This is a genomic window from Petrotoga halophila DSM 16923, assembly GCF_002924615.1.
Map to the genome: position 1 here is coordinate 1 of NZ_JALY01000324.1, position 2,659 is coordinate 2,659.

A 2,659-nucleotide genomic window follows, 5' to 3' on the forward strand; every position below is an offset into this window, starting at 1 on the left:
CAAAATCATAATATCCAAGCAATTTCCGATACTAACGTAAAAAATGAAGTTTTAGAAGAACTCGATTACCAAATGATTTTAAACATAATGGAAAAACTTGACGATGAAGAAAGGTTATTGATTAAGTTAAGGGATATTGATGGACTGAGTTACAATGAAATTTCCGATATAATGGAAATCCCTTTGGGAACGGTGAAAAGTAAGCTGCATTATGCTAGGAAAAAATTGAGACAATTGATAGAGGAGGCCAACTTCGTATGAACGAAAAAGAAGAAGAATTGTTGAACGAATTTTTTGATGGAAAAATCAAAGAAGATGAGTTAAACGAAAACTGCAAAAAAATAATCAATATATACAGGAACATTATAAAAACATACTTTTCGTGTGAAAACTCTGTTATCAACAATGTTAAAAGTAAACTTAATTTTAGATAACTAATAATGAAAGGGCTGAAGAAATGATCAGAGTGAAAGTGCCAGCTACTACAGCGAACATAGGACCAGGATTTGATAGTTTAGGGATATCCTTACGATTGTACAATATCATAGAAGTGGAAGAAATCAACGATTCGCTTGAAATTAATGTACCAATTGAGGATCAAGAATATATAGAAAGTAATGAACATAATTTAGTTTATCAGGCGATGAAGCGACTGTTTGACGCAGTAAATATTCACCCGCAAGGCCTTCGAATAAACCTCATAAATAATATACCCATAGCAAGAGGCTTGGGAAGTAGCGCAGCTTGCATAGTTGGAGGTCTGGTGGCTGCCAATGAGCTGTTTAATAATCCTTTGAAGAAAGAAGAGATAATGTATTTAGCAGCTACAATGGATGGGCATACGGACAATATTTTACCTGCATTGGTTGGAGGATTGACTGTAGGAAGTTTGTTGGAAAAAGAAGTTAAATATGTAAAAATGGATTTACCAACTCAGTTGAAATTATTAGCTATTATCCCTGATTTTCATTTTTCTACAAAAAAAGCCCGTTCACTTTTACCCCAAAATGTGCCCATTGAAGATGCGGTGTTTAATATAAGTAGAGTTGGCCTTCTCGTAGCCTCGCTTGTAACCGCGCATTTTGAAAATTTGTCAGAAGCCACGAAAGATAAAATCCATCAGCCATATCGTAAAGATTTTGTCCCCTACTGGGAAGAAATAACGTCTAAATTAATGAAAATAGGTGCAAAGGGTTATTTCTTGAGTGGCTCTGGACCCACGATCATGGGAATTTTAGATGGAGATTATAAAAATATTGAGAATGAAATGGTTAAATTTCTTTCTCATCTTGGGCAAAAGTATAAAGTAACTGTTTTAGACATATGTCATAATGGATTGGAGGTATTAAATGATGAGAGAAGTAATGGATGTTATCGATAAAGATGAGAATTACGTATATTTGAGAACCACAAGGACACAAGAATGTGAAAGTTGTGCAATGAAAGGTGGTTGTACGCTATTAGGTGGCTCAAACGAGCTGAATTTAAAAGCTAAAAACACTGAAAAGGTCGATGTAAAAAAAGGAGATAAGGTAGTTGTAGAAATGCCCGAAGTTCCAGTAGTGAAACTTTCTTTTTTAGCTTATGGGATTCCTTTAATCGTTTTCTTGTCTATAATTTCCATACTTTATACTTTGAGCTTTTCAGATATCTTCTCTTTCTTGGCTGGAATTTTAGGAATGGGAATTACTTATTTTTTAATTCATCAGTACGATAGAAAAAAATTAAAAGACAGATATCTTCCGGTCATACTACAAAAGTTGGAGAAAAAAATAGATCTAAAATTAAACGAAAAAGGAGAAATTTAAGATATTTAAAAGCTTGGGTAAAACCCAAGCTTTTAAATTTTAAACTCTCCCGGGAAATGACATGATACATAATGACCTGGTTTAATTTCTTTAAGTGGTGGTTCTTCTTTGCTACAAATATCCTTAGCAATTGGACAACGAGGATGAAACCTACAACCTGAAGGTGGATTTAGAGGGCTGGGTACATCCCCTTGTAAAACCACTCTTTTCTTCTTAACTTCCGGATCTGGTATTGGAATAGCAGACATCAAGGATACCGTATAAGGATGCAAAGGCTCTTCAAAGAGCTCTTTTTTCGTTGTTAATTCAGCTATCTTTCCTAGATACATAACCGCTATTCTGTCGCTTATGTGTTTCACAACGGCCAAATCGTGAGCTATAAAAACATAGGTTAAGCCATAATCGTTTTTCAAGTCAACCATTAAATTTATGATCTGAGATTGAATGGAAACATCTAAAGCGGAAACAGCTTCATCAGAAATGATTAATTTTGGATCCAATGCCAAAGCACGTGCTATCCCTATTCTTTGTCTTTGTCCACCAGAAAATTGGTGGGGATATCTATAAACGTAATCTTTGGATAATCCTACTGTTTCCATTAAGTTGGCAACTCTATCCCTTATTTCAGAAGATGTACCCATTTTATTCACTTTCATACCTTCTCCTATGATATCCAGGACTCTCATTCTTGGATTTAAAGAAGAATATGGGTCTTGAAAGATGACTTGTGCATTTTTTCTAAAGGCTCTTCTTTTTTCGTCCAAATTAGATAACAAATCTTTCTTTATTTCTCTTACCCCATCATGAAAATATAACTGGGCGTATTTTTTATCTATTTCATTATCTAATTT

5 protein-coding genes are annotated in these 2,659 nt (G+C 34.3%); 4 read left to right on the plus strand and 1 reads right to left on the minus strand.

The annotated features are described in order from the left end of the window. The 4 genes from AA81_RS13640 to AA81_RS13650 all read left to right on the plus strand — a co-directional run. Positions 1–261: sigma-70 family RNA polymerase sigma factor (locus AA81_RS13640; protein WP_146050420.1), on the plus strand; the 261-nt coding region annotated here is incomplete at its 5' end. Continuing rightward, positions 258–434, plus strand: a complete 177-nt coding sequence (locus AA81_RS14350) for a hypothetical protein (RefSeq protein ID WP_169926354.1) — start codon at positions 258–260, stop codon at positions 432–434. The genes AA81_RS13640 and AA81_RS14350, both read left to right, overlap by 4 nt. Before the next feature lie 23 nt (positions 435–457). Further along, a complete protein-coding gene (gene thrB / locus AA81_RS13645) occupies positions 458–1,381 on the plus strand; it encodes a homoserine kinase (RefSeq protein WP_103079274.1) in 924 nt (307 codons plus the stop codon). After that, the gene (locus AA81_RS13650; protein ID WP_103079273.1) at positions 1,350–1,808 is read left to right on the plus strand and encodes a SoxR reducing system RseC family protein; all 459 of its coding nucleotides are present in this window, start codon (positions 1,350–1,352) and stop codon (positions 1,806–1,808) included. The genes thrB and AA81_RS13650 overlap by 32 nt, the downstream gene beginning before the upstream one ends. A gap of 32 nt (positions 1,809–1,840) precedes the next feature. Here the strand turns inward: AA81_RS13650 and AA81_RS13655 are convergent. Beyond that, positions 1,841–2,659 (minus strand): ABC transporter ATP-binding protein (locus tag AA81_RS13655; protein ID WP_103899337.1); only part of this gene is annotated, 819 nt, incomplete at its 5' end.